Annotated in this window: 26 protein-coding genes and 1 pseudogene; 12 read left to right on the top strand and 15 right to left on the bottom strand. The window is 55.9% G+C overall.

Translation table 11 applies throughout. The features are described from left to right. Window positions 1–46: 46 nt before the first annotated feature. The 5 genes from IPN69_01960 to IPN69_01940 all read right to left on the bottom strand — a co-directional run bounded on the left by IPN69_01960 (window position 47) and on the right by IPN69_01940 (window position 4,233). Complete coding sequence (locus IPN69_01960; GenBank protein ID MBK8809483.1) at window positions 47–814, bottom strand: glucose 1-dehydrogenase; 768 nt, start codon at window positions 812–814, stop codon at window positions 47–49. A 60-nt stretch (window positions 815–874) separates the two neighbouring features. Next, window positions 875–1,636 carry an aquaporin gene (locus IPN69_01955; protein MBK8809482.1) on the bottom strand — a complete coding sequence of 254 codons (762 nt, stop codon included), beginning with the start codon at window positions 1,634–1,636 and terminating at the stop codon, window positions 875–877. Window positions 1,637–1,685: 49 nt separating this feature from the next. Beyond that, on the bottom strand, window positions 1,686–3,119 hold the full coding sequence (locus tag IPN69_01950) for a S8 family serine peptidase (protein ID MBK8809481.1): 1,434 nt from the start codon (window positions 3,117–3,119) through the stop codon (window positions 1,686–1,688). Between the two features lie 203 nt (window positions 3,120–3,322). Further along, window positions 3,323–3,562 (bottom strand): zf-HC2 domain-containing protein, encoded by a 240-nt coding sequence (locus IPN69_01945; GenBank protein ID MBK8809480.1) that lies wholly within the window; start codon window positions 3,560–3,562, stop codon window positions 3,323–3,325. Window positions 3,563–3,624: 62 nt separating this feature from the next. Continuing rightward, the gene (locus IPN69_01940) at window positions 3,625–4,233 is read right to left on the bottom strand and encodes a sigma-70 family RNA polymerase sigma factor (protein MBK8809479.1); all 609 of its coding nucleotides are present in this window, start codon (window positions 4,231–4,233) and stop codon (window positions 3,625–3,627) included. Between the two features lie 430 nt (window positions 4,234–4,663). Between IPN69_01940 and IPN69_01935 the strand changes: the two genes are divergently transcribed. Further along, a complete protein-coding gene (locus tag IPN69_01935; protein MBK8809478.1) occupies window positions 4,664–5,209 on the top strand; it encodes a sigma-70 family RNA polymerase sigma factor in 546 nt (181 codons plus the stop codon). 209 nt (window positions 5,210–5,418) lie between these two features. Here IPN69_01935 and IPN69_01930 read toward each other — a convergent pair whose 3' ends face one another. Then, the gene (locus tag IPN69_01930; protein MBK8809477.1) at window positions 5,419–5,571 is read right to left on the bottom strand and encodes a hypothetical protein; all 153 of its coding nucleotides are present in this window, start codon (window positions 5,569–5,571) and stop codon (window positions 5,419–5,421) included. A gap of 422 nt (window positions 5,572–5,993) precedes the next feature. On the opposite strand from IPN69_01930, the gene IPN69_01925 reads away from it, so the two are divergent. The 5 genes from IPN69_01925 (at window position 5,994) to IPN69_01905 (ending at window position 9,867) form a co-directional block, all read left to right on the top strand. Next, window positions 5,994–7,565 carry an NAD(P)H-hydrate dehydratase gene (locus IPN69_01925; protein MBK8809476.1) on the top strand — a complete coding sequence of 524 codons (1,572 nt, stop codon included), beginning with the start codon at window positions 5,994–5,996 and terminating at the stop codon, window positions 7,563–7,565. Further along, window positions 7,561–7,974, top strand: a complete 414-nt coding sequence (locus IPN69_01920; protein MBK8809475.1) for an ester cyclase — start codon at window positions 7,561–7,563, stop codon at window positions 7,972–7,974. The genes IPN69_01925 and IPN69_01920 overlap by 5 nt, the downstream gene beginning before the upstream one ends. Window positions 7,975–8,290: 316 nt before the next feature. Then, window positions 8,291–8,701 (top strand): tRNA (adenosine(37)-N6)-threonylcarbamoyltransferase complex ATPase subunit type 1 TsaE, encoded by a 411-nt coding sequence (gene tsaE, locus IPN69_01915; GenBank protein MBK8809474.1) that lies wholly within the window; start codon window positions 8,291–8,293, stop codon window positions 8,699–8,701. A 125-nt stretch (window positions 8,702–8,826) separates the two neighbouring features. Next, complete coding sequence (locus tag IPN69_01910) at window positions 8,827–9,300, top strand: L,D-transpeptidase (protein ID MBK8809473.1); 474 nt, start codon at window positions 8,827–8,829, stop codon at window positions 9,298–9,300. 123 nt (window positions 9,301–9,423) lie between these two features. Then, the gene (locus IPN69_01905) at window positions 9,424–9,867 is read left to right on the top strand and encodes a BrxA/BrxB family bacilliredoxin (GenBank protein MBK8809472.1); all 444 of its coding nucleotides are present in this window, start codon (window positions 9,424–9,426) and stop codon (window positions 9,865–9,867) included. An 86-nt stretch (window positions 9,868–9,953) separates the two neighbouring features. Here IPN69_01905 and IPN69_01900 read toward each other — a convergent pair whose 3' ends face one another. Then, window positions 9,954–10,622, bottom strand: coding sequence for a lysoplasmalogenase (locus IPN69_01900; protein ID MBK8809471.1), 669 nt, complete (start codon window positions 10,620–10,622; stop codon window positions 9,954–9,956). A gap of 97 nt (window positions 10,623–10,719) precedes the next feature. On the opposite strand from IPN69_01900, the gene IPN69_01895 reads away from it, so the two are divergent. Beyond that, window positions 10,720–11,175: a PilZ domain-containing protein gene (locus tag IPN69_01895; GenBank protein MBK8809470.1), complete on the top strand. Its 456-nt coding sequence runs from the start codon at window positions 10,720–10,722 to the stop codon at window positions 11,173–11,175. Here the strand turns inward: IPN69_01895 and IPN69_01890 are convergent. Both IPN69_01890 and IPN69_01885 read right to left on the bottom strand, forming a co-directional pair. After that, entirely contained in the window at window positions 11,172–12,575 is a 1,404-nt protein-coding gene (locus IPN69_01890) for a phosphoenolpyruvate kinase (GenBank protein ID MBK8809469.1), read from the bottom strand. The genes IPN69_01895 and IPN69_01890 overlap by 4 nt on opposite strands. 12 nt (window positions 12,576–12,587) lie before the next feature. Then, a complete protein-coding gene (locus tag IPN69_01885; protein MBK8809468.1) occupies window positions 12,588–13,130 on the bottom strand; it encodes a hypothetical protein in 543 nt (180 codons plus the stop codon). 64 nt (window positions 13,131–13,194) lie between these two features. Between IPN69_01885 and IPN69_01880 the strand changes: the two genes are divergently transcribed. Beyond that, window positions 13,195–13,758, top strand: coding sequence for a hypothetical protein (locus IPN69_01880; protein MBK8809467.1), 564 nt, complete (start codon window positions 13,195–13,197; stop codon window positions 13,756–13,758). Window positions 13,759–13,764: 6 nt separating this feature from the next. On the opposite strand, the gene IPN69_01875 is transcribed toward IPN69_01880, so the two are convergent. The 6 genes and pseudogenes from IPN69_01875 to IPN69_01850 form a co-directional block, all read right to left on the bottom strand. Continuing rightward, entirely contained in the window at window positions 13,765–15,945 is a 2,181-nt protein-coding gene (locus tag IPN69_01875) for a GH92 family glycosyl hydrolase (protein ID MBK8809466.1), read from the bottom strand. A gap of 15 nt (window positions 15,946–15,960) precedes the next feature. After that, window positions 15,961–16,755, bottom strand: coding sequence for a phytanoyl-CoA dioxygenase family protein (locus IPN69_01870; protein ID MBK8809465.1), 795 nt, complete (start codon window positions 16,753–16,755; stop codon window positions 15,961–15,963). Between the two features lie 7 nt (window positions 16,756–16,762). Next, window positions 16,763–17,425 carry a hypothetical protein gene (locus IPN69_01865; protein ID MBK8809464.1) on the bottom strand — a complete coding sequence of 221 codons (663 nt, stop codon included), beginning with the start codon at window positions 17,423–17,425 and terminating at the stop codon, window positions 16,763–16,765. Between the two features lie 257 nt (window positions 17,426–17,682). Next, window positions 17,683–18,135, bottom strand: a complete 453-nt coding sequence (locus tag IPN69_01860) for a nuclear transport factor 2 family protein (GenBank protein ID MBK8809463.1) — start codon at window positions 18,133–18,135, stop codon at window positions 17,683–17,685. A 174-nt stretch (window positions 18,136–18,309) separates the two neighbouring features. Continuing rightward, window positions 18,310–19,700, bottom strand: a pseudogene (radA, locus tag IPN69_01855) (DNA repair protein RadA). Beyond that, window positions 19,700–20,290, bottom strand: coding sequence for a hypothetical protein (locus tag IPN69_01850; GenBank protein MBK8809462.1), 591 nt, complete (start codon window positions 20,288–20,290; stop codon window positions 19,700–19,702). Before IPN69_01850 ends, radA begins: the two are co-directional and overlap by 1 nt. 93 nt (window positions 20,291–20,383) lie before the next feature. Between IPN69_01850 and IPN69_01845 the strand changes: the two genes are divergently transcribed. Genes IPN69_01845 through IPN69_01830 form a run of 4 tightly spaced genes read left to right on the top strand, consistent with a single transcriptional unit; the run spans window position 20,384 to window position 23,478 of the window. Beyond that, window positions 20,384–21,082, top strand: coding sequence for an SDR family oxidoreductase (locus IPN69_01845; protein ID MBK8809461.1), 699 nt, complete (start codon window positions 20,384–20,386; stop codon window positions 21,080–21,082). A 44-nt stretch (window positions 21,083–21,126) separates the two neighbouring features. Further along, window positions 21,127–22,260, top strand: coding sequence for a TRAM domain-containing protein (locus tag IPN69_01840; GenBank protein ID MBK8809460.1), 1,134 nt, complete (start codon window positions 21,127–21,129; stop codon window positions 22,258–22,260). A gap of 40 nt (window positions 22,261–22,300) precedes the next feature. Continuing rightward, on the top strand, window positions 22,301–22,966 hold the full coding sequence (gene ispD, locus IPN69_01835) for a 2-C-methyl-D-erythritol 4-phosphate cytidylyltransferase (protein ID MBK8809459.1): 666 nt from the start codon (window positions 22,301–22,303) through the stop codon (window positions 22,964–22,966). A 35-nt stretch (window positions 22,967–23,001) separates the two neighbouring features. Continuing rightward, a complete protein-coding gene (locus tag IPN69_01830) occupies window positions 23,002–23,478 on the top strand; it encodes a 2-C-methyl-D-erythritol 2,4-cyclodiphosphate synthase (GenBank protein MBK8809458.1) in 477 nt (158 codons plus the stop codon). Window positions 23,479–23,613 lie beyond the last annotated feature (135 nt).

Below are 23,613 nucleotides of genomic sequence, written 5' to 3'. Positions count from 1 at the left end.
AGCAGCAAGCGGTGAGCAGATCTGCTCACGGTTTGCTGCCGGCTCTCTATTGTTCCTCGTAAAACCAGGTCAATCCGCCGTCGACGAAAAACGTCGATCCGGTGACGTAATCGGCCTCGTTCGAGGCCAGAAAAACACCGACACCGGCAACGTCGTCGGTATTGCCGAGCCGGTTCAAGGGAATCTGGCCAAGCAGATACTGGAGTTTCATCGGATCGTTCAGCAGATTCCGGTTGATCGGCGTTTCTATCGCGCCGGGCGCGATGTTGTTGACGTTAATGCCGAACTGACCGAGTTCGACGGCCAGATTTCTCGTCAGCATCCGAATGCCGCCCTTGCTGACGCAATATGCAGTGAAATTCGGGAACGGCAGATCTTCATGGACCGAACTGATGTTTATGATCTTTCCGCGCCGCTTCGTTCCGATGAGGTGTTTCGCCATCGCCTGTGCGGCGAAAAAAGTGCCCTTGACGTTGACGTCCATCACAAAGTCGTAGTCCATTTCGGAGACTTCGACGAACGGAGCGTGGCGCTCGACGCCGGCGTTGTTGACGAGAATATCGACCTTGCCGAACTCGGCGATGGCGGCGGCGAAAAGATTCTCAATGTCCGGGATCTTTGAAACATCCCCTTTGACCGCGATCGCCCGGCCACCGAGCGATTCAACGTTCGATTTGACCTCGTTGGCCATATCAATGTTTCCGATGTAGTTGATGACGACATTCGCGCCCTCGCGCGCGAACCTTTCGGCGATGCCGCGGCCGATGCCTTGGCTGCTGCCGGTGATAATTGCTGTTTTGTCTTTTAGTCTCATATGTTTAGTAAGCCGCTAAAGATAGTTGAACGTGAATCGCTGTAGCGCACTGCCGGATGTCTATCTGGCGTTGCAGTCGAAAATACAGCGGTAACTGCTGTCGTGATCCAGTTTTGCGCAAACGACCGCGCCTGCGCCGCGAAGCCTGACGAACAACTCGCCGGCGGCGAGCATCCCGAGTGGCGGCGCTGCGAAATAGACCCACCAGTTCGTCCAGATCCCGCCGACAATCGCGGATCCGAAAGTCCGTGCCGGATTCATACTCATTCCCGATACCGGCGATTCGAACGCGATGAAAATCGCGACGAGCGCGCCGGCAGCGAACGGTGTAAAAGCCGCCAGCCGCGAATGATTCGAGACGGCGAGAACGGTCATCATCATTCCGAACGAGATCGCGCATTCCGCGGCAAACGAAACAAGCGGGCCGGACCCATCCGGAACCGTCGCCGCGAAACTCACCGCGGCGAGTCCGTCGCCGAGCGCGAGGTGCGATCCGGCAACCCCGGCAAACGCCCCGATGAACTGAAAAAGCATATAGAAAGCCGCGTCAACTCCCCGGATCTTGCCAAGCCGCCAAAATGTAAGCGTGACGGCCGGATTGATATGCGCGCCTGAGAGTTTTCCGAATGGCGACTTCAAGATCGCGATCGCCGTCGCGCCCATCGCGCCACCCATTACGAAAAGGCCCGTCTGCATATTCGGCATCGGGAGCGCCGTCGGACCGAAAAGAAGCACCGAGAAGACGCAGGCCGAGATCATAAACACACCGAGTCCGGTCGCTTCCGCGACATATGCACGCCAGTTGTTTCGAAGTGCGTCGATCATTCCGCTCAGTTGAATCGTCCCGGTTCCGGACTTTATTCCATTCGCTTCAAAGCAGACGGAGCAAGGAATTGAAGCCGCCGAATCCGTCTTCGCGCTTCATCATATTGTTTGGATCCTCCTTCCAAACCTCGCCGTCGATGACGAGCTTGTACAGGTATTCTCCGCTTTCGAGCGCCGGAATCTCGATGCGCCAGACGCCATCGCTGCATTTCTTGAACTGATCACGAAACCGGTCCCAGTTGTTGAAGTCGCCGGCGACGCTCACGGTTCGGGCCTCGTCATCGTGATGAAAGAAAGCGATGCCGCCGGTCGTGGCGCGCGGCGGCGACAGTTCGTTGTGGCCGAGGGCGTGTGACTCGCGCAGCGCCTGCGAAACTGCCTCGGCCGCGTTCAGAACTCCGAATCCCTGGCGGATGGCGGAAAACCCGTTCAGACGGTGCGCGGTTGAGATCAGAATGTGTTTGACGGCCATCGGCGAGAGCTTCGGATTCGCTTCCATCATCTGCGCCGCGACCGATGCCGCAATCGGTGCCGCAAAACTGGTGCCGTCTACGTGTTGGTAATGCGTCGCGACGATTTTTCGTTCCTTCAGTCCCTGTTCGACCAGATTCCGAATCGCAGCCGTGTCGAGCGCGAAAGCGGCGTTCGAGAGTCCGGATGCCCGAAAGTGCTCGTCGAGCATTGTCGAGAATGCGTAATCGGGCGTATCAGCAAGAAGTGAGAGAGCTTCGGCCGCCTTGTACTCTTCCGTCTCGGGAAGGATAGGCGCGGCCACGAACATTGCCGGCGCGATGATCTCGGGTTTCACGATGCCGTCGATGGTTTCGCCGAAATTCGAGTGATACAGCCGAAAGCTCTTCGAATCGAATTTGTTGGCGTCCGTATAGCCGCCGACGGTGATCACGGACGGTGCGTTGGCGGGCGGGATCGAATGTGTTTCTCCGGCATTTCCGGCGGCGACGGTCACGATGACGCCTTTTTCAACCAGTTTCTCTGCGAGCCGGTTGATTCGGCTCTCGTGAGTCGATTCGTCCATATCTCCGCCGAGCGACATATTGACGATGCGAATATCAAACTTCTCCCGGTTGGCTATGACCCATTTCAGTCCCGCCTTGATCTCGTCATCGCCGATCCGACCGTTCCGTGACACCTTGATCAGGACGAGTTTCGCAGCCGAAGCGAGTCCTTTGTAGATCCCGTCGGACAGTTGACCGCCGCCGGCACAGGCAGTGACCGTTTGAGTTCCGTGCCAGTGAATCGGTCGCGGTCCGGTGTCCGCGGGGGTTTGTTCTTCGCCGGCAACATCGTGAAAGGCGATGACGCGCTCGGCAAAGTCCGGATGCGGATAGAAACCGGAATCCAGAAAAGCGATGGTCACTCCGCGCCCTGCAAAACGCGGGCTGGCTCCGAGTTTTTCCTCAGTAGGAATGACTGCAAAACGATTTTCGCGATGTGTGTGCGTGTGTCTTTCGTCGAACATACATCCCGTAAACCACGGATGCGTTCGGATTTATTCCCGGAAAAAAGCAATCGGCAGCAGGGAAAAAGACGCTTGGGTTCGATGATTGGACTTAAAAGGTTGGGTTGAGGCGCGCATTGCTTCGAGCACCCTTGAGAGGAAAATCACGACGCAAGTCGAACTCGCATCGTGATTGCCTGGTATAAAGATTGAACCGGCGATGATTACGGCTTCGCGTCACGAGTCGCAGTCTTCAACCGTTCCCGTGCATCTGGCTTGAGCGGGACCTGATTCTCGGGTGAGTCGATAACGGCATCGTGCGCGCGGAAGGCCTGCCGCATAAACTTGAGGTTCTCGACATATTTGGTGCAGGCGTTGCACGTCGCCAGATGAATACGGATCCGGATGCGCTCAACGATGGTCAGTTTGCGGTCGAGAGCGTAGGAGTAGAGCGGGGCGACCACCTTGCACTCCTCTGCCCGAATAGAAATCCAGCGTATTATCCTTGTTTTTAGTTCCATTGCCATCATTGCCGCACCTTTCCGAACCAGTTGTGGTCCAGACATCTCCGTAGATGAAGCCGGGCCCGGTGAAGCATTACCCAAAGATTGTTTGGTGTGATCTCAAGAAGCGCGCAGATCTCGTCGCTGTCATACCCATCGAACTCGCGGAGCGCGAAAGCGTTCGCGACGCGATCGGGTAGGTTGCCGAGGCAAGTCGAAAGAATACCGCGAAATTCCGCGTGTTCCATTACGGCCTCGGGCGTTTGTTCCCACGTATCGGGTTTCGACATCGCCGTCCAGTGGCCTTTTCCACGGCCTTCTGACTGATACAAATGATCGTATGCCGAAAGATCGGTATCCTCTTCATCCGAAAGTTCGACGTCGCGGTAGCTTCGCCGAAAGTGATCGATGACCTTGTGTTTCAGAATTCCGGAAAGCCACGTTCGTTCTGAAGAGCGCTGATCAAATGTTTTGCGTGCTTGAATTGCCGCGAGCAGGGTCTCCTGGACGAGGTCCTCGGCCACCGTTTCGTTGCGAACCCTGGCGAGCGCGAACGAAAACAAATAATCCCCGTGCTCGTCCACCCACACGGTCGGATCGAATCTGTCTGTTGTTGCTGCGGTCTGTGGCATCGATCTTTACGATTCGCGAATCATCTTTTGAATTCTTAGTCGGAGCGCGTCGGGAGCCCTTTCCTTCTGGACCGCTCGCTTGAGAAACCGTTGTAGCCGCTTAAGTTCCGCCGCCTCTTCGTTCCGTGATTTTGCACTCTGAATGTTGTTTTTGGTTCCCATGGTCAACATCTTAAACCCAAGTAGCAACGGCTTTATTCCAGTTTTCGGGAGTTCGGCAGAGATCTTCTCGTCAATTAACTCCGCTACACGGACGGAATCGTCGTTCCCGACACCGAGAAATGAAATCAAGCTCATCCCGGAAAGCAATAAACGCATTAGTGTGCACTTACGAACCACATTTTTCCAAAAAAAGCTGTAAGGATTTCGGTCTTCGTCCGACAAATGTCTGTACGACGCAATCAGTTGCAGACATAAACAGGAGTTTACTATGACAATCCAAACTACCCCGGAAATTTTTGAAGCCGAGGCGATACGCCATCTCGACGACCTTTTTCGCACGGCGAAGCGCATCACGATGAACCCGGTCGAGGCCGAGGACCTTGTCCAGGAAACCTATCTGCAGGCGTGGAAATCGTTTGAACACTTCGAACCGGGAACCAACTGCCGGGCGTGGCTCTACAAGATAATGTTCAACAAATTCGACCACCATCGCCGAAAGAAATACACGCGGGCCAAATACTTCCAGGAAGCGGACGATCTGACGTTCTTGACGGCAGCGTGTCAGGCACCGGTTCCCGAGAACCTTACCGACAAACAGGTAACGGCCGCGCTAGATAAACTGCCCGAACACTATCGCGCCGTCGTGCTGCTGGCAGATGTCCACGAGTTCGACTACAAAGAAGTCGCGCAGGTGCTCGATGTCCCGATTGGAACCGTGATGTCGCGTCTCAGTCGCGGCCGTGCGCAGTTGCGGAAATCCCTCGCCGCTGTCGCCGTTGGATATGGTATCGGAATTTCAAAGATCGCCGCCTGATAATTCACGCTCCTCCTGTTGAACACTTGCGCCCGAATCCGATGGTTCGGGCGCCTTTTTCTGTCACCTTAGCACGTTCGTTTGCATCCTAAGCGAGAAACTCTCATCCCGCCAATGCACTTTAGGCGGAAAGAACAGACGTCAAATGATGATCACGAGGCTCAGATCACATCTTTTTGCGCAGATGGGCAGAATGACACGGCGGGACGTCAAACCGGATTCACGAGAAGTGCGCCGGGCATCGGAGTGAGCGACGCGCGCGGCGATGTCGCGATCTCTGTCAGCAACGGCGGCGCGGTCGCAAACCGCTTTTCGTGCGACGGAACCGGCCGCGATGTGGCGCGTTTGGCCGTTTTTTTCATTTTTTTCGATTAAAATGATAATTTTTGGAATCGATTTGTGAATAGACCTTTCTATAAACAACGGAAGATAGAACGGTGGTCAAGCGCAGTGGCAAGCAAAATGGTTCATCAGGAATCTGTCCGAAGTCTGTTTACAATCTCCAGTCTGTAATTTCAAAGGGCCGTGTTTAGCGAGAACACGGCCCATTTTTTGATTTTGGATATTTTGGATTTCTGATTTTGGATTTTGGATTTGAGCTTCGTCGGTTGCGGATCGCCATCAATTCTCAACTATCAACTCTCAATTGTTCACATATTGCCAATGTAGGAATTCACGGAATCTGGAATGATCTGGAATCTGTAGTAATCCGGCGTCTCTGCAATCGCCAGAACTCGACCCGGTTGGACCCGCGCCGGAAACGTGGCAAAATCGACCTGAGATGTTGAAAGTCCTTTCAGCCCAAGAGATGCGCGAGGTCGACCGTTTGACGACCGAAAACTACGGCATTCCGTCGATCGTTTTGATGGAAAACGCTGCGTTGGCGGTTTTTCGTGCAATTCGCGCGAGATTTGACGGCTCGGTTCGTGACCGCCGGGTCCTGGTGCTCTGCGGGAGAGGAAACAACGGCGGCGACGGTGCGGCGCTTGCGCGGATTCTCTGGAAAGAAGGTGCGGATGTCTCGGTCTTTTTGATCGGCAAAGTCGGTGAAACAAACGGCGATGCGCGTCTCAACCTCGAACGATGTGTCGCGTTGAAGGGGTCGGAGCGATTTGATTTCGTTGAATCCGCGGCGCCCGAAGCGATTGACTTCACCGGTCACGATTGCATTGTCGATGCATTGTTCGGGACCGGCCTCGCGCGTCCGATCGAGGGCATTTGGGCGGAACTCGCCGAGAAGGTCGCGAACAGCGCAGCGCTTCGGGTCGCTGTCGATTTACCTTCGGGCCTTGCTTCCGACTCGGCGCGGCCGATCGGCCCGCATTCCGTCGTCGACCTGACGGTCACATTTACTGCTCCGAAACTGGCGAACGTGTTTCCGCCCGCGATCCGCGCCAACGGTGAACTGGTCATCGCCGATATCGGCTCGCCGCCTGAATTGATCGACAACTCGCCGTCAAAGATCTTCGTTTCCGAGGCAAGCGATGCCCGCGAGTGGTTGAAAAAGACAGAATTTTCGAGCGATTCGCACAAATACAAACGCGGCCACGCGCTGCTCGTCGTCGGGTCACGCGACTACGCGGGCGCGGCGGCGCTTGCGGGCAACGCCGCGATGCGCTCCGGTGCGGGACTCGTGACGGTTGCGACGACGCGTTCGGCGCAGGCAGCAATCGCGTCGAAAATGATCGAAGAGGTCATTACGCGCGGATTTGACGAAAACGAATCGGGCCGGTTATCAAAGACTGCGATCGATGAGATCGAAATGCTCAGCCAACGCGCGTCGGCCGTCGCGCTCGGATGCGGTTTGGGCGTCGGCGACGATATGGCGTACGTTCGGTCGATCGTCGAAAACCGCCGGACACCGATGATCGTCGACGCCGGCGGTCTGACGGCGCTGTCGCCGTTCGCTCTCCAAGGTTCGGCCGAACTCCCTCTGATCTTGACACCACACGACGGGGAATTCCTGCAGATGCTCGGAACGGCGGACAAGTCTGTTATCGAAGACCGCTTCGGTGCCGCACGGAGTTTCGCAACAGAACATAATGTGATTCTCTTGCTCAAGGGCGAACGGGTTTTGATCGCCGCGCCGGACGGACGCGTCGTCATCAATCCGACAGGGAATCCGGGTCTCGGAAAGGCCGGGAACGGCGATACGCTGGCCGGGATTCTCGCCGGATTCGTTGCGCAAGCGGCAGTGTTCGGCATTGATATTTTCGAAACGGTCGTTGCGGCCGTCTACGTCGCCGGACTCGCCGGTGATGTCGCTGAAGAACGCTTCGGCAAACGCGCGATGACTGCGAGCGACGTTCGTGACGTGCTTGTCGACGCCTATCGCAAAGTAGAAGCAAATGATTGATTCGAAAGCACTTTTGGAGAACTGGATCGGTGCCTTTCAGCGTCGCGATCTCGACGCCGTGGTCGAATGCTACGCCGCCGACGCAGTCAATTTTCAGGTCGCCGCCGGCGAACCTTCGATCGGGATCGAGCAGAACAGATACGATACGGAGCAGTTCTTCCAGGGATTTCCAGATGCCTGGTCACGGGTCGAAAATGTGATCGCCGACGGCGATCGCGCGGCTTGGGAATGGATCGGCGGCGGTACTTTCCTCGGCGCGTTTTACGACATTAATCCGACGGGCAGGAAATTCGAGATCCGCGGCTGCGGATTCTTTACATTCCGCGACGGAAAGATCGTGTATCAAAGGGGCTATTGGGATAAACTGTCTTGGTTCTCGCAGATCGGCGTTGGGATTTCGGATTTGTGATTTGTGATTTCGGATTTTGGAATCTTCAAGCGTGCGGAGCACGCGAACTTGCGATAACACCACGTGAAGCGGAGCGGAACCCAGGTGGTCCGTCGCGCCGACTTCCGAAGCGTGTGTATCACGCGTAACTTTAGTGTTTGCAACAGGTCCGCTTGTTTCACACGCTCGCTTGAATTGTCTGCTGCTGACACTTGGGTTCCGCTCCGCTTCACGTGGTGCTATCGTACGTGCGTGTGCTCCGCACACTTAATCGGATTTTTCCGACAGGCTCCCGGAATCTTGAACCTTGATGGAATTCAATTCAAAAACACCTGAAATGACTTTCGAACTTGGGAGAGAAATCGGCGCCGAGTTGGCCGGCGGCGAGATGATCTTGCTGTCGGGCGGTCTCGGCGCGGGCAAAACGCTCTTCACGAAGGGGATTCTCGATGCGCTTGGGTATGACGTCGATGAAGTGACGAGTCCGAGTTTTACGCTCGTCAATCTTTACCGGACAGATCGCTTCGACGTTTATCACATCGATCTCTGGCGCATCGACGGGCGAGCCGACGCCGCGGGCGCTGTTGGCTTGCACGAGATACTGGAAGATCCGAAGGCGGTGACAATCGTCGAATGGTCCGAACGCCTGACGGATTTCGTCTTTCCGGACCGCGTAATTAAGGTTTACATCGAAGGCGACGGCGACGATCCGCGGCGGATTGAAGTCGTTAGGGTCACGGACAAATGAAAATGATCAGCGCGGATTTGCGGACATTCGCGGGAAGATTCGGTCGCGCCTTTGCGACTTTCGGATTTGTCGTTGTTTTCTTGATCGCGGCAGTCGCTTTCGCTGCCTGTGCTACGAAAAGTGAAATGCAGAATCTCAGACAACCGCGGATCGTCGTCAAGAAAAGAGAACGCCGGCTTGAATTGTTCGACGGCGATCGGCTCATAAGAACTTACGGCATCGTCCTTGGATTCGCACCCGAAGGCGACAAGGTACAATCGGGGGACGGGAAGACCCCGGAGGGCGAGTTCTATGTTTTTGTCAAGAACGACAAAAGCAAGTATCACCTTTCGCTCGGCCTCAGTTACCCCGGCGCCGAAGTCGCAAAACGCGGGCTCGAATCCGGGTTGATCAATGCCGACGAACACGACGCGATTCTCAAAGCGATCGGCGAAAAGCGTATGCCTCCGCAGAACACCGCGCTCGGCGGCGAGATCTACATCCACGGCGGCGGCACCGCAAAGGACTGGACGTGGGGATGCGTGGCGCTCGAGAACCCGGAAATGACCGAACTGTACAATGCCGTTCCGGTCGGGACGCGGGTTACGATCTTGCCGTAGCCGACTCGGATTGCGGATTTCGGATCGGGGATTGTGGATTTGGGATTTTCACTTGACGAATCGCGTCTAACATTGAATACTTGAAACTAAAGTAAAGATTCATATCAAAAAAGGAATACAAAAATGCCATATCCAGAAATAATGATCCACGGAATGCGCCAGGAGTTGGCGCAGTTGGGAATTGAAGAAACGAAAACGCCGGAAGCGGTCGCGGCGGCGGTCGAGAATACGAAGGGTACTCTGATGGTCGTCGTCAATTCGGTTTGCGGTTGCGCGGCCGGCGGCGTTCGGCCGGGCATCGCGATGGCGCTCGAGAATTCGCCGAACAAGCCGGATCACGCGATCACGGTGTTCGCGGGCGCGGACATCGACGCCACGGACGTCGCGCGCGAGTATTTTGCGCCCTACGCGCCGTCATCGCCGTCAATCGGGCTCATACAGGACGGGAAGCTCGTCAAGATGTTCGAACGCAAGGACCTTGAAGGTCGTCACCCGCTGATGATCGCGCAACAACTCGTCGCGGCGTTCGACGAAGTCAGCGCCAAGTCCGAAGCGGCCGGAAACTAGTTCAGTTCGGAGTTCCGCCTTCAGGCGGCGCTTTCTAATCCTTTAGGCGGCAAAAGTCACGGCTTTTGCCGCCTAAAGGCGTAACTTCAAACCAGATTTCTTTTCGCTCCCTCGCAAATCAGGAATTGCGCGGTTCCGTAGGTCAGCATCACGAGGATCGGCGCGACCGGAAACGGCGCGGCAAAACGGTTGACTGCGAGGATCGAGTCCGAGATCACGAACAGAAGCGTCCCCGCAACGCACCACTTCCCGAAATCCTGATCCGCAAACCTGAAAGCCGCGAGACTCGCCGCGAACATCGTCGAAATGACGATCGCGTACACGGCGACCGGGATGAGCATTTCGCCGACCCACGGCGCGACAAATCCAAAAAGTGCCGAGGAATAAAAGGCGATCGCGACGAAGACCAACGCATTCGGCAGCTTCTCGACGCGATTCAGTTTTCTGATCCGCACAAAAAAATAAATGTACAAAAGATGCGCGGTCAGAAAGGCAGCGAGACCGTAAACAAACATTCCGCCCGAATGTTTGTCGAACATCAGGAGCACATCGCCGAGCCACGAAAACCCAAGCGCAGCGATCATTGCGAGTCGTGTCCGATCGGGCCCGTTGGTGTTGATCGCAAAATAGACGATCAGGATCGGCATCAGCAACGGTTTGGCGACAAACTCGATGCCGGCGCTGCCGGTCGCAAGCGCAAAGATCTCGGCGGCGAGCGCAATGAAAAATAAGACCGAAACGATGCGGAGAGTCATTCGCGTATCTTACTGCAAAACAGCCTTCAAAGAAGAATTGTGTTGCCTAAATCAATTGTTTACGGGTAGAATTACCGATAGAAAGTCCCGATAATCAATGTCAATCAGCCAACGACAACATATTCGATTCTCGCTCGACATTCCGGCGATCCGGTACACGAGATTCGGTGAGAAGCAGGAAACCGTGCTGCAGCAGATCAGCATCGGCGGATGCCTGATCGACTGGGACGAAAATATCTTTACCGGCGAGACTTTCCGGCTTGAGATCCGTTTGCCGAACGGGAACTGGCTGCCGCTGACTTGCAAGGTCTTGTACAAATTCGACGATAACGGAATCGGCGCGAAGTTCGTCGACATCACGCAGTTTGAGCAGCAATTGGTCGGGAAGATCATCGCCCATTCACTGGCGAAAGAAGGTTTGCCGATGCAGGTCGATCCGTTCGCGCAGCCGCCGAGTTTCGCCGATGGCAGTGAAAAGCCCGCGCCGCATATCACCGATCAACGCCGGATGCAGGACGAATTGCTCGAACAGATAATGTCGAGCGAAGCCTAACGAGCCCGAAACTCCATTATCTTGTTGAACGATGCCGATCTCAGCTCTTCTTCGCTGAGATCGGTTTTCTCTTTTATCTCGTCGATCGTCATCGCTCCGCAACGAACCGCTCGCAGAAAGAAGTTGAGCAACCCCTGAGCCGACGCGGCGTCGTCGAACAAGTTTCCGGTCATCATCGCCTGCGTCGCCTTACCGACGAAGTTCTTGAGGCGCGCGCCCTGCGCGTCGGCGCTTTCGAGAAAAAAGGCGTAGATCGCGGCATATCTCGCGACGAGCTGCGCCGGGTGAAGATCCCAACTCTGATAGAAACCGTTGATCAGCGAATGCGTGACGTTGTTGAAATGCTTCCGCCACGCCGAATGCACCACCCGGCGGTTTTCAGACTGTTGCCGCGTCGTGAGATCGCGGCCGCGAAAGATCGGAACCGGCATATCGGTCGTCACCGAATCCGAAAGCCGAAGCCCGAGCGGCGCAAGCGACGCCTGCATCATTTGCCTCGCAAACCGGCAGGCGTCGTGCTGCAAATGCTGGTGATCGGCAGTCACTCCGAACGCGGCCGTGTAGTCGAATGCGCCGAAATGGGCCGACGCGACCCGTCCGTCGCCGGCGCGCGCGATGTCCGCACAGTTCATCACCGCTTCGGGCGTTTCGATCATTATCTCGACGCCGATCGAATTCGTTTCGAGTTCGTGCGCCGACTCGAACCCCGCGAGCAATTCCGAAAGCACGGACACCTCGTCTGGAGAGACTATTTTGGGAAGAGTGACAACGAAGTTTGCCGGCAAACGGCCGCTCGATTCCTTGAGGAAAACATTCAGGAACAACTCGAGCGTCCGCGTCGCGCGGGGATAAGTCTCTCGCTGAAAGGATTTTATGCGAAATCCGCAGAATGCGAGATCAGGGGCGTCCTTGTTGAAAACCGCTGCCAGTTCGGTCGCAGCTGAAGTCGCGTGCGAGTCCTCTTCCTCGTTCGAGCGGATTCCGTAACCGTCCTCGAAGTCGATCCGAAAATCCTCGACCGGTTCGGTTTGAAGTTTTTCGATGACGCGGTTGTAGACGGTCCACGCAAACCACGCGTCAGGATTCTTGGACTTTGCTTTTTCGGGATCGTCGGCGAGTTCGAATTCGAGATCTCTGATAACGCTTTCGAAGCGGGGGAGCGTGTCGGCGCCTTTCAGCCAGACGGCGTTGGCCAATTCGACGAAGTTCGGCGCGTAATTCTCAAGCGAACGGAGGGCCACAACTCCAAATTTTGAAGGCGTTTCGGACGTGAATAGGTTCGCGCCTCCGTAGACGACGTGAACCGGCTCGCGGCCGGTCGAAAGTGCCGCCGATGATGTGCCCGTTTCAAGCCGTTCGCGAAAAAGGCGCCGGGCAAGTTCCTCGAACCTTTCGCTCATTTCATTCAGGATCTACTTCGCCGGCGCCGTGTTCGTGGCCGATTGCTTGACGGCCTGAACATCTACCGTTTCGCCCGTCAGTTTCCATTCCGCGCCTTCTTTGACGAACTTCCAACGCGCGCCGTTGGGTGCGCCCTTGGTCTTGACGAGCGCCGAAGCGCTTTCGCCTTCGATCTTCTCGTTGCTTACCTGACAGTCGGAGATCTGGTCTGTCTCAAGATATTTGACTAGCGATGTCAGCTTCTCTTCCTTCATATCCGCCTCAAGCCCCTTGAGTGCGGCGGCCGAGTAGAACTTGCGGACGGTCGCATCGTCCTTTTTGGCGATCGCTTCGCAGAAGCTCTTCATCAGCGGCCCGAGCGTCGCCGCTTCGTTCGTCGCCGGTTCGGGCGTCTTCGCGACCGTCGTCAGATTGCTTTCGGTATTCGCCGGCCGATTTGCCGGCGTGTTCGCGTTCGGTTTGGTATTGTTGGCCGGCTGTTCGCCGCCACCGCAGGCCGCGAAAAGAAACGCCGCGGAAAGAAAAATCAATGATGAAACAGCTCTGACACGCATAAAAAAACTCCAAAAACTGATAAAATTGCTTTGAAAACAACAGAGTATAGAACATTTGAAAAAAATGGACAAAACATACCGCGATGAATTCAGCAGGCTCTTTGTCGTCGATCATCTGCCCGGCTCGTTCTCGCCGGCGGACGCGCATTTGCAGATCTACGACAATTACGTGAGCGGGACGAGGCTTCGATTCCGGCGTGTTCGCGTGCCGTTGACGCGTGAGTGGACGCGGCATCTCCAGCAGCGAATCCCAACGTCGGGCCATATCAAGATCGCCGAGATGTTTCTCGACGAGGACGAGTATCGCGCCCTCGGAGCGTTTGAGGGAAACGAGATCCGGAAGAACCGGTATTTCGCCGATATCGAGGGCCGAAGCGTGGCGTTCGACCTGTTTCTCGGTCCGCTGGCGGGGCTGACGATGGCGAGGGTCGTCGCCGAAACGGCGGGCGAACTCGATGAATTTGAATTTCCTTACGCCGCGCTCGAGGTTACCGGCGAGCCTTTTTTCGATGGTTCGAGTCTCTTTCAACTCGCGTTTTCGGACGTTGAAAACGAAATCGCAAGATTGCTGCAGAACGTCCACAGCCAGCAGACGGTGATCGGCGAGATCGCGAGCGACTACGAATGATCGTTTTCAGCGATTCGCGGACATCTCGAATGTCAGCGTCCCGCCTTTCTTGAGCGCCGAATGCCTGAGCAAGTTGTCGCTCACCAAACGGCCGTTGAGTTTTGCGTTCTTGACGTATTTCGCGTCATTCGAAATTCCGTCCGCGATCATCCTGAGGGTCTTGCCACCAGCGAGTTTGACGGTTGCCTCTCTGATTTGCGGCGCACCGAGGACGTACTCGCCGACGCTCGGATTGACCGGATAGAAGCCAAGGACCGAAAAAATGTACCACGCCGACATTTGGCCGCAGTCTTCGTTGCCGGTGATCCCGGACGGCGTGTCGTCGTAAAATCGGCCCGTGATCTCGCGTATCAGTTCATCGGACTTGAAACCGTCGTCGGTAAATCTGTAAAGATAGGCGATGTGGTGGCTCGGTTCGTTGCCGTGCGCGTATTGCCCGATCAATCCTTCTTGCCCAAGGAACTTGAGATGCGTTTCGTTTTCGTCCTTTTGGCTTCGTTCGAAAAACCTGTCGAGTTTCGACGCAAAACCCGACTTTCCGCCGTGGAGCGCGATCAAACCGTCGACGGCATGTTGCGGCGCGAAACTGTATTGCCACGCGTTCGCCTCGGTGTAATCTCCGGGATTTCGGAGCGGGGAAGTCGGCGCGAGCGGGTCGAACGGCGTCCGCCAACGTCCGTTCGAGTCTTTCCCCCGCATCAGTTTCGTTTCGGGGTCAAAGAGATTCCGGTAGAAATCGGCGCGTTTTGAAAAGAATTCCGCGTCTACCGTCTTGCCGAGCCTGCGCGCCAACGCCGCCGCCGCAAAATCGTCGACGCCGCTCTCGAGCGTGCGGGAAACCGACTCGCCGTCGATCTTGTCGAACGGATAGTAACCGAACCGATCGTAGACATCCCAATCGGAATGCTTCTGGCTGACGGTCAGGCTTCGCTTGATCGCGGCGAACGCGCGTTCGGCATCGAAGCCTCGAAATCCTTTCAGATAGGCGTCGACGATCGCCGGCACGGCGTGGTTGCCGATCATCGTATGCGTCTCGCCGTCCTGAAGCGTCCAGATCGGCAGGAACCCGCGCGCGTCGAAATGACCGAGCATCGAGTTTACGAAGCCGTCGACGCGTTCCGGGACGATCAGCGTATACAGCGGATGAGCCGCGCGAAACGTGTCCCACAGAGAGAGCGTCGAATAATAAGCGCCGCCGATCGCCTTGCGGACCTTGTAGTCGGCGCCGCGGTATCGGCCATCGACGTCGGCGATGTTGTTCGGCTGGATCAGCAGATGATAGAGACCGGTGTAAAAGATCCGCTTCTGCTTCCGATCGGCGGCGATGTCGATCCGCGACAGATATCTGTTCCATTTCGCCGTCGTTTCTTTGCGAACCCGATCGAAGTTCCAGTGCGGCACTTCGGATTTGAGGTTCTTTTTCGCGCCCTCGACGCTGACGGTCGATATCGCGATCTTGGCCTGGATTTGCCCGCCCTTTTTCAAGTCGAATGTAAGAACGTGAAGCGGTGCCTTCTCACCCGGACGCGATCTGAGCTTTCGCTGTTCGGTAAAGGGTTTGTCGAATTTGATGACGAAGAAATACTTTCGCCGGACCCAATTTTCGGTCTCGCAGAATCCGCTGATGGTGTTGGCGTCTTCGACCGCAACGTCGCTCGCGATTACGCGTTTCGAATCTTCCGACCAGACGAGTCCGTGTTGAAAGTCTATGAGGACGTGTTTCGGCGAATCGGAATCGAACCGGTAGCGATGAAACGCGACGCGTTCGCTTGCCGTCAGTTCGACGCTGATGTCGAACGTTTTGAGGCGAGTCGAGTAATAGCCGACCGACGCGATTTCACTTGATTTGTCATTTTCGCTGCTGAAATCGCTGCGGATCGGCGATCCGGAGAAAGGCTGCAAAAGGATGTCGCCGAGATCCATCGCGCCCGTTCCGTTCAGATGCGTGTTCGAAAATCCCAGAATCCGTTTGTCTTTGAACTGATAGCCAGACGAGTGAGTCCAGCCGAAATAATTCGTATCAGGCGACGGTTGAACCATACCGAACGGCGCCGTCGCTCCCGGAAACGTGTGACCGGTGCCGTCGGTGCCGATGAACGGGTCGACAAACTGTGTAAAATCAACGGTTTGCGCGTTCATTGAAAGCGCGGCGAAGATCAGGAGAAACGCTGATGTCAGAGTTTTCATTTGGCGGAAAATCGATTACAAAGAGTGATTCAAGATCGGATTCATCTCCGAATCGGCGAGTTCACCCGGCATTTTTCCGCCGAGCCAGACGCGAAGATCGTCTTCCTGATTCGGGTTCTGCGGTTCTTTGACGCGCGCGCCGTCGGCGAAATAGATGACCGTCATCACTTCGCGGGTTTTTTCGGGCGAGTCATTGCCGCCGGCCGAGTGGATCGTCCAGCCGAGATGAAATGTCGCATCGCCGGCGCGCATCGCATCCGCTCGGGCGATGGGAAATCCTTTGGACGCGATGTATTCGTCATATGCCGCTTCGCTTTCATCCGAGATCTTGACGCTTCCGACCGGCCCTTGCGCGTGTGATCCCGAAGCGAAAGTCAGCATTCCCATTCGCGTGTCAATATCGACCACAGGCATCCACATCGTGATCGTCTTTTCCGTGTCGAGCGGCCAATAGTATTGATCCTGATGCCAGGGCGTGAAACCGCCGCGCGGCTCTTTGAAGAGCGCCTGATCGTGATAGAGCCGGACGCGTTCGACGCCGAGAAGCGCCGCCGCGACAGCGGCGAATCTGCGCTCGAAGACGAACCGCCGGACGTCTTCGTCGTGGCGCCAAAGATTCATTGTCTGCAGAAAAGCCTTGCCGTAAGTATCTCTTTCTTCGAGACTTCGCGTTTCGTTGGAGTATTCGTAAGCGGCGCGGCGAATAGCCGGACCAAAATGCGCGATCTCGTCGGGCGATGCCAGTCCGCGCAGCAGGATATGTCCGTTTCGTTGCAACTCCGCCGATTGTCCGGCGCTGATCTGGTACATATGTTTTCTAGAAGGGAAGCTCTTCTTCCTCGCGTGAAAAGTTCCAGGCGATGAGAAAGAATCCGGAGATCATAAACAAGAATCGCAACAGGCCGAACGGCATACGGTACTCCGCCGGAGCGGTGTAAACGAGCGCGCCGATCGGAAGCTGAAAGAACCAGAGACTGTATTTGATGATCTTCTCGGCCCAGGTTCGGCCGGGAAGTATGAATGCGAGGGCGAAAAGCGAAAGATAACTCGCGCAGAATTTGAGCGCCGAAAGAAACGCCTGGAACGCGATCTGCGATTCGGAAATCGCAAGCGATTTGATCGCCGAATCGAGCATCGTCAAAATATGCAGATCTTCGGCGAAATCGAGAAATCCGCAGATGAGCATCGCGCCGATCGAGAGGTTTGCGACGGCATTCGTGAATCCGTCGCCGGATCTTTTGAGCGATTGCGGCAAGATAACGAAGAGCGTCGTAAAAACCGTGATGAAGACGATATCGACAGTAAAGATCAATCGCAGCGGATTCTGTTCGGCGACGAGCGCTTTCGCATAAGCGCCGGCTTCGGTCACGGCTTCGAACTTCTCCTGCGAGACACCGGTCACGAGCGTCACCGAGAACATCGCAAGAATCAGAAGTCCGGCAACAATTGAAAGCCGCACAATGGTTTTTGAGTTTTCCATAGTGCGGCAATTTTCAACCAATCGCGCAAGAGAATCAAATCCAGATTCCAATTCAAGATTCCAAATTCAAGATTCCACGTATTCCAAATTCCAAATCGCAAATTCCAAATCGCAAATTCCAAATTCCAAATTCCAAATCGCAAATTCCAAATTCCAAATCGCAAATTCCAAATTCCAAATTCCAAATTCGCAAATTCCCAATCGCAATTCCAAAATCGCAAATCGCAAATCGCAAATCGCAAATCGCAAATCACAAATCACTTGATTCCCGTATATTGCGCGGAAGCGATTTTCCACTCGCCTTTTTCTTTTCGGGCGACGACGGTCGCGCGGATGCTGCGGGTCGGCATCGGCTTTCCGCCGCTGACGATCTTGTAATCGAACCTCGCTATGACGATCGCGAATTTGCCGTAATTTCGTATCGAAAACTCGTTCGTTTCGATCGTAAGCGTCATTTTATCCGCCGGCGGCTTGTCTTCCGGTTTGTAAAACCCGAGAACCTTATCGCGCGGATCGACCTCGCCGACGGGCGAGACCTCGATGAAATCGGAGGTGAAAACGTTGTCGAGCGTTTTCGGATCGTAGTTCGCCTGCGCGGCAGCCATCTTGTTGACAAGCGCCCTGAGCGCGGACTCATCTTTGGATTGTGCGAAGGCCGAAACGCCGGCAAGCGCGATCACAAGCGCGCACTGTATGAATTTGAATTGCATGATCTTATGACGCCTTGTTTGTATGAATCGGGGAAAAGAGATCATACGTCTTTGTTCGCGAAAGGGTTGCAAGACTCGATTCGGATTCGGAAACCTTTGGTTTTCCAAAGATGATGAATTTAGCGCGCGGGGCACACGCACTTCAAATCCGCAGTCCAATTCACAAATCCCAAATTAAAACAGTTCTTCGAGCGCCTCGTCGAGATTCCTGACGCCGACGACGCGCATTCCGAGCAGTTTTTCGAGGCCTTTTTTGTTTGAAGCGGGGAGGATAAGTTTTTTGAATCCAAGCGTTTGCGCCTCGCGCGCGCGGCCTGGGCCTGAAGCACGCCGCGGACCTCGCCGGTCAGTCCGACCTCGCCGAAGACGCAGGTTTCGGGCGGGATCGAGAGATTCCTGTAACTCGAAGCGATCGCCGCGATGACTCCGAGATCGGCCGCCGGTTCGTCGATCTCGAGTCCGCCGGCGACGTTTACGAAAACGTCGTCACCCGCGAGTTGGAATCCGAGGCGTTTTTCGAGCACGGCGATCAGAAGGGAAGTGCGATTGTAATCGAATCCCTGCGCCATCCGCCGGCCGCTGCCGAATTTGGTTCCCGAGACCAGTGCCTGAATTTCGACGAGCATCGGTCGCGTTCCTTCCATACAAACCGTCACGACCGATCCGCTCGCTCCCGCGGGACGTTCTTGCAGAAACACCTCGGACGGATTTCCGACGGCGATCAGTCCGGTGCTCGTCATCTCGAACACGCCGATCTCGTTGGCCGCGCCGAAACGATTCTTCGTGGCGCGGATGATGCGGTGATTGTGATGCCGGTCGCCCTCGAAATAAAGCACCGTGTCGACGATGTGCTCGAGCGCCTTCGGTCCGGCGATCGAACCTTCTTTGGTTACGTGCCCGATCAGAAAGACCGGCGTTCCGGTCTGCTTCGCAAAGAGCATCAAGACGCCGGCGACCTCGCGAACTTGCGAGACCGATCCCGGCGCCGACTCGACCTTTTCGGTGAAAACCGTCTGGATCGAATCGATGATGACGTAATCGGGTTTGAGAGTTCCAATCTCGGCGAGGATGTTCTCGAGATTCGTTTCGGGAAGCAAAAACAAATTTTCGGCCTCGATGCCGAGCCGTTCGCCGCGCATCTTGATCTGGCGTTCGGATTCCTCGCCCGAAACATACAAAACGCGTCCGCCGGTCGCCGATAGTTTGTCCGCGGTTTGGATGATGATCGTCGATTTTCCGATTCCCGGAGCGCCGCCGATCAGTACGAGCGATCCGGCGACGATTCCGCCGCCGAGGACGCGGTCGAATTCCGCGATGCCGCTCGCGGTCCGTGCGTCGTCCTGAGACTCGATGTCATTGTAAGACAGTGGTTTAACGACGCGAAAAGAATCTGTCGTCAGGCGCGCGCCGCCCGCCGCGGCTTTGCCGGCAGCTTGCGGCGTCGGACGAAACCGTTCTTCGACGAACGTGCTGAACTCGCCGCAATCGACGCAGCGCCCGATCCATTTTCTTTCCTGACGACCGCAATTCTGGCAAACGAAGATCGTCGCGGGTGATTTTGCCATTATTTTGAGAGCATTTCGCCCGGCGGAGCGTCTCCGAACGAATACTGTGCTTCGCGCATATAGTATTTGCCGCCGAGATTCTCGAATCGAACCTGAAGCGTTCCGCGCCCGACCGTCTTGAAACCGATGTTGTAGGCACCGAGCAGCATCGAACTTCCGCTCATCGAAAACGGGGCGCTGAGGACGACTGTCGGCGGCGAATTGACGGTGCCGATCGGGGTCGTTAAGTCGGACTGGATTTTCCACTCCGAATCTCCGTACCAGACGGGCGAAAGCAGTTCTCCGTTGATCGTCAGACGCTGCGGCGCGTAAGGCATCACAAGCCGGTAATCGAATTTGCCTTGAGGTCGCGACGGAAAGCTCAAGTAGACGCTATATGGCTGTTCGGCAAACATACGGTATTCGCGGCGCGGCATTCCGGTGCGCGCGAAAAGGTCGAAACGTAGATAGGTTTGGTAATCCGGCGTGTCATAAGATGTCCCGCCGAGAAGGATGTAACCCGAATCGATCTTCGCGGGAAGCGCAAAAACCTGAGCGGCCGAGGCCAAAACGCAAACGATCAGCAAAAGTACGGGCAGATGTCGTTTCATATCGTTGTTTCGAACACCGATACTTTATCAAATCGCGCCCGCGAATAACAGCGTTGGTTTTGATTTAACTCCGCCGTTTTGTATGCTCATCCTATGCGGTCAACCCACGCCTTTGCGGAAAAAGTCGCACTCGTCGCCGGCGTCTCCGGTCCGATCGGTCGCGCGGTCGCGCTTCAACTCGCATTGTTGGGCGCATTTGTCGTGAGCGTCGATGACGAAAGCTCGGCCGAGTCGGATCGGTCTCTCGACGAACTGCGGTCGCTCGGAACGCTTGCGGGCTCGGTTACGGCCGATCTCGCGACTCAAACCGGCGCGGAATTTGCGGTCGCCGAGATCGACAAGATGTTCGGCCGGATCGATCTTCTGGTGGTTTGTTTGAAATTGGACGACGAATCGGAGTTTCTGAAATTCGACGATCCGGCGCTTGAAGATATGCTTGGCACCGCCGTGAAAAGTCCGTGCTTCTTGATTCAGGAAGCTTTCCGTTTGATGAACACGCGGCCGAAAGCGCGGATCGTGAACATCGTCCCGCCGATCGGCGATCGGACGAACGGCGTCCTTTATCAAACGTCGCGCGCGGCGGTTGAGGGGCTGACAAGATCGATGGCCGCGGCGCTTCCGAAACATTTTCGCGTCAACTGCGTGGCCGTCGAGGGCGTCAGGGGACTGAAGCAGAACGATCTGTTCGTTGAGGAAACGGGAATTACGAACGACGACGTCGCGCGCACGGTTCTTTTTCTGCTTTCTTCCGAAGCCGCGGGCGTCAACGGACGGACGATTTCGGTCGGATAACGGTGTTGTAGATAAACCGCCATTTCGTGCTAAAATTTTCTTGGATGAAACTCGATATTCTCTTTATCAGAATCGGTTTTGTGGCGCTTCTCGCGCTGATGGGTTACCTGTTGAACCCATTGGAAAAGACCGTCCATCTCGATGCCTCGCTCGAAACCCGGCAGATCCTTTCAGCCGTCGTCGGTGCCGTTATTTCTCTCCTTGTGATCGCCTTTGAGATGCGCGCGCGGCAGGCGAGTTTGAAAACGCTGATCGGCGCGGCCGTCGGATCGATTCTTGGGATCGTCGGCGCCTTCCTGATCGGAACGCTCATCAGCCATCAGGAAACCGACGCCGTTTCAGCCGAACTGAAAACGTTCTTGACCGTCGCGCTTGCCTTTTTTATGGGGTATATCGGACTTATGGTCGGCGCGGCGAAGGGCGAGTTCATCGATCTTTCGGTTCTCGGTGGGGTTTTCAGCGACAAGGCCGCTCCGCAGGACTATCGGATTCTCGATACCTCGGTGATCATCGACGGGCGCATCGCGGACGTCGCCGAAACCGGATTCCTCGGCGGAACGCTTATCATCCCGCAGTTCATTTTGACGGAACTGCAACAGGTCGCGGATTCCCCGGATTCGAGCAAGCGCCAACGCGGACGCCGCGGACTCGATATGCTCCAGCGGCTTCGCAACAATTCGAAACTCGATGTTCAGATCATCGAAACCGATTTCCCGCACGTGAAGGAAGTTGACCTGAAACTGATCGAACTCGGCAAGCAGCTTGAGGCCGTGATCGTTACGAATGACTTCAATTTGAACAAGGTCTCGCAACTGCGCGGCGTCCAGGTTTTGAACATCAATGAACTTGCGAACGCGCTCAAGCCGGTCGTGCTGCCGGGCGAAGCGATGCGCGTCTTTATCTTGAAGGAAGGCAAGGAATACAACCAGGGCGTCGCGTATTTGGATGACGGCACGATGGTCGTCGTCGACAACGCCCGACGGCTGATCGGGAAGACCGCCGATATTGCGGTCACCAGCGTTCTGCAGACAACCGCCGGAAAGATGATCTTCGGCCGGTTGTGGGAAGAGTCTTCCGAAAGCGGCGAGAATCAGATGAGCATTCACGATTCGCGTTCGGTCGGATTCAAAAAGGCGACGCGCGATCTCAGACAATCGACGATAATCGAGGAAACATAAGAAAGGATTGCCCGGTCGTTGGTTGCAGCTTCCAACTGAAATGAATACCGCCATCATCGTCGCCGCCGGCAGCGGAAACAGGTTCGGCGGCGAAATCCCCAAACAGTTTATCGAAGTCGCCGGCAAACCACTGTTGATCCATACTCTTGCGAGATTCGAAGAATGCGCCGCGATCGACGCGGTCGTTTTGGTTCTCTCAGCGGAACGAGTTTCTGATTTCGCGGGAATTGCAAAACAGTTCGCACTTACAAAACTCAAGGCGATTGTTGCCGGAGGCGCGACCCGGGCCGAATCCGTTCGCAACGGACTGCGGGCGGTTGGCGATGACTGTAACGTCGTCGCGGTTCACGATGGCGCACGTCCGCTGGTGACCGCCGACGAGATCAGCGCGACCGTTCGCGCGGCGGAAGAATTCGGCGCGGCGTGCTTGACGGCTGCGGTGACCGATACGATAAAAGAGGTCTCGGACGGCGGGATCTTGCGAACGGTCGACCGAACGAGATTGCGTCGGGCGCTGACCCCGCAGGCCTTCCGGCTCGAACTTCTGACTCGCGCATATGAGCACAGCGATCTTGGCGATGCCGCGACCGATGAATGCTATCTGGTTGAAAAATTTGGGGTTGCGATCAAAATCGTCGACGGGAACGCGCGCAACATCAAGGTCACCACGCCCGACGATCTGAAGTTCGTCGAACAATTCCTGTAAATTTTGGCGCTTGCCATTTCCGGAGTTATCACTTTATGCGAATTGGACTCGGGAACGACATACACCGGCTCGAAGCCGGGCGACCGCTGATTCTTGGCGGCGTCCGCGTCCCGTCCGAAAAGGGAGCCGTCGGACATTCGGACGCCGACGCATTGACGCACGCCTTAACGGACGCGATCCTCGGAGCGCTCGCCGCCGGCGATATCGGGACGCATTTCTCGGATCGCGATGACCGTTGGAAGAACGCCGACAGTTTCGTCTTCTTGGGAGAAGCGGTGCGAATGATGCGTGAGCGCGGTTTTTCGGTGGTCAACGTCGATTCGACCATCAGCCTCGAAAAACCGAAGCTTCGCCCGTTCATCGATGAGATGCGGGCAAATCTTGCGAGCGCCCTCGGAATCGGGATCGAACTGGTCTCGGTGAAGGCGAAGACGGGCGAGGGAATTGACGCGGTCGGCGAGATCCGTGCGGTCCGGGCCGAGGCGATAGTGTTGTTGGCTTCGGAGCAATAATGATCGACATACGAGCTTGATGCCAATCGTCAGCCATCCGCTACCGCAGATGGTACTGACCTGTCTCGCCTGCGCGGCGCGTGAGATGGGATGAAAAAGGCACTTGCGAAAATGTTGATTTTCACAAGTGCCTGA

It is taken from the genome of Acidobacteriota bacterium, from assembly GCA_016715115.1.
Lineage (GTDB): Bacteria > Acidobacteriota > Blastocatellia > Pyrinomonadales > Pyrinomonadaceae > JAFDVJ01.
Note: the sequence above shows the minus strand (reverse complement) of the source record. Positions and strands in the feature narration are given on the sequence as shown.